We start from the raw sequence: 2,759 nt of genomic DNA, 5'->3' as shown, positions 1-2,759 counted from the left end.
GCCGCGCGAGCCGGGCCGCCTCATCGCGCACCGCCTCACCGCGCACCGCCTCGGGCGCGCCCCCGGTCGCGGGATCCCCGGTCACCGCCGGAGCGGGTCGTCGTCGTCCGGGGCGGGCCCCATCGCGCGGTCGTCGGCCTCGTCCTCCGGCCGCAGGGCGTGCTGCAGCGCGATCGTCCGGGCCAGGCGCGCGTAGCGCAGCTCCTGCTCGCGGAACCGCACGTAGGTCGAGACGGTGACAAAGGCGAAGCCCATCACCAGCGCGTACAGCACCAGGTCGGTGCCGCGCTGGACGCCGAGCGAGTTGGCCACCACGGTGAGGTCGTCGGGGCGGATCACGGCGTAGACCATGAACACCACGAACAGCACGAACCCGATCTTCACGCCGGCCTTGGCGCGGGCCTTGCGGCGGTTGGCCAGGAAGAACGCCACCAGCGCGGCGCCGGCGAGCAGCAGGAGCGCCTTGATCATCGCGGCAACCTCTTTCCCACGAATCCGTCGGAGAGGATGTTGATCCCGTTGAGCAGCGACTGCCCCTTGGACATGGAGTACTCGGTGTAGAGGATGTCGACCGGCTGTTCGGCGACCCGCCAGCCGTGGGTGTCCATGAGTTCGACGAACTCGCTGGCGTGGCTCATGCCGTTCATCCGCAGGTTGAGCTCGTCGGCCACGCGGCGGTTGAACACCCGCAGGCCGTTGTGGGCGTCGGTCAGGCCGAGCCGCCGCGTGCGCGGGCTGAGCAGGACCACGGTCCGCAGCACGATCCGCTTGATCAGCGGGACCTGGTCGCCAGCCTCGCGCGGGCGGCCGAAGCGGGTCCCCACCACGATGTCCACGGGCTCGCTGCGCACCCGCGCGAGCATGGCTAGCACGTCCTTGACCTGGTGCTGCCCGTCCGCGTCGAAGGTGACGAAGTAGCGGGCGCCGGGCTGCGCCCGGGCGTACTCGACGCCGGTCTGGATCGCGGCACCCTGCCCCAGGTTGACGGGGTGGCGCACCAGGTGCGCGCCCGAGCGGTGGATCGCGGCGGCGGAACCGTCGGCCGATCCGTCGTCCACGGCCACGATGTGGGGGAACGTCCCGCGGGCCGCGGAGAGGACCTCCTCGATCACGGTGCCCTCGTTGTAGCAGGGGACGATCAGCCAGACGTCGCGATTGCGGACGGGGTCGTCCCCGCCCGCTCCGCCCAGCCCCGTGTCGCGCTCACTGTCACCGTTCATCGAGGGTCGATACTATGCGATGAGACGGACAACCCGGTGACGAGAAGGACGGCGGTTCCCTGATGGCCATCGATGTGATGCTCCCCTACTACGGGGATGTCGGCCACTTCAAGAAGGCCGTGGACAGTGTCCTCGGGCAGAGCTACGGGGACTTCCGGCTCATCGTGGTGGACGACGGCTACCCGGATCCGGAGCCCGCCCGCTACATGGCCGAGATCGTGGCGCGCGACCCGCGTGTGTCGTACGAGAAGAACGAGACCAACCTCGGCGCCAACGGCAACTACCGGAAGTGCGTGGAGATGGTGACCGCGCCGATCGTGGTGATCATGGGCGCCGACGACATCATGCTGTCCAACTACCTCCAGGTGGTGGCCGACGGCTTCGCCGCGGTGCCCGACGCCGCCGTGATGGAGGTGGGCGTCAGCGTGATCGACGAGCACGGCGCCCCGGTGCGGGGGTTGTCGGACTCCGTCAAGTCGTTCACCACGCCTAAGGCGGACGGGCGCACCGTGCTGCACGGCGAGAAGCTCATGACCTCCCTCATGCACGGTAACTGGACCTACTTCCCGTCGCTGGCGTGGAACTCCGAGTGGATCCGCCGCATCGGGTTCCGCGAGGGCCTGGACGTGGTGCAGGATCTGGCGCTGCTGGTCGACGTGATCACCGGTGGCGGGCACATGGTCTACGACCCCACCCTGGCGTTCCTCTACCGCCGTCACTCGGCGTCCGACTCCTCGGTCCGGGCGCTGGACGGGCGCCGCTTCGACGAGGAGGCCCGGTTCTTCGCCGGCGAGGCCGACGCCTTTGCCGCCCGCGGGTGGAAGAGCGCCGAGCGGGCCGCGCGCCTGCACCTCACCTCGCGCCTCAACGCGCTGTCGCTGCTGCCGACCGCCGCCAGGGCCGGGAAGCTGGCCGAGGGCGGGAAGAAGCTGCTCGGGCACACGTTCCGCACGCGCTGACGGCCCGCCTACCGCCGCACGATCACGACCGTGGAGCCCACCTCGCGGACGTCGAACAGCGCCGGATCGGCGAACTGCCGGGGGCGGAAGACGATCTCCTCCCGGGTGTTGTTCCGCTCGAGCGGCATCACGTTGACGGTGGCGGGGAAGACCCACCGCCTCGATCCCTTCCGTTGGAGCACCAGCACGTCGGGCCCGCGGAAGGGACCCGAGTCCAGCGCGTCCGCCAGGTCCGCCGGCGAGTCGGCGTCGGCCCACGCGCGGATCTCGTCGAGCCTGGCCTCGTAGCGTCCGGCCGGGGTGGCGTAGGCCTGGGCGGGCGCCTGGAAGGTGAAGAACGGCCGGTAGGCGTACAGGGTCGGGTCCGACGTGAGCAGCACCAGGTCGGACGGCCGGCGGCCGCCGGTCATCTGGTCGATCGCCTCGAGCACGTCCGCCTGGGGCGCCGGGGCCTCGCGGGCGACTGCGGCGAAGTGCGAGTCCTCCTCCGAGACGTGCTGGACCATCTGGATCGCGGCCAGCCCGGCCAGCACCACCGCCACCGCCGCGACGCGGCCCCGCGCGTGCGGGGGCGAGGTGG

The 2,759-nt window shown here is 71.0% G+C and carries 4 protein-coding genes; 1 reads left to right on the top strand and 3 read right to left on the bottom strand.

Translation table 11 applies throughout. From position 1 onward, the window contains the following. Positions 1 to 81: 81 nt before the first annotated feature. Both B4M60_RS15635 and B4M60_RS15630 read right to left on the bottom strand, forming a co-directional pair. On the bottom strand, positions 82 to 471 hold the full coding sequence (locus B4M60_RS15635; protein ID WP_291086173.1) for a DUF2304 domain-containing protein: 390 nt from the start codon (positions 469 to 471) through the stop codon (positions 82 to 84). After that, positions 468 to 1,220, bottom strand: a complete 753-nt coding sequence (locus B4M60_RS15630; RefSeq protein WP_291086170.1) for a glycosyltransferase family 2 protein — start codon at positions 1,218 to 1,220, stop codon at positions 468 to 470. Before B4M60_RS15630 ends, B4M60_RS15635 begins: the two co-directional genes overlap by 4 nt. 62 nt (positions 1,221 to 1,282) lie before the next feature. Here B4M60_RS15630 and B4M60_RS15625 point away from each other — a divergent pair, with 62 nt between their 5' ends. Beyond that, on the top strand, positions 1,283 to 2,179 hold the full coding sequence (locus B4M60_RS15625) for a glycosyltransferase family 2 protein (protein WP_291086165.1): 897 nt from the start codon (positions 1,283 to 1,285) through the stop codon (positions 2,177 to 2,179). Between the two features lie 8 nt (positions 2,180 to 2,187). On the opposite strand, the gene B4M60_RS15620 is transcribed toward B4M60_RS15625, so the two are convergent. Continuing rightward, the coding region (locus B4M60_RS15620; RefSeq protein ID WP_291086162.1) for an arabinofuranosyltransferase at positions 2,188 to 2,759 on the bottom strand (572 nt) is incomplete at its 5' end.

Origin of the sequence: Dietzia sp. UBA5065 (genome assembly GCA_002415925.1) — a bacterium.
In the GTDB taxonomy this organism is placed as follows: domain Bacteria; phylum Actinomycetota; class Actinomycetes; order Mycobacteriales; family Mycobacteriaceae; genus Dietzia.
This window is presented reverse-complemented; position numbering and strand designations above follow the sequence as displayed.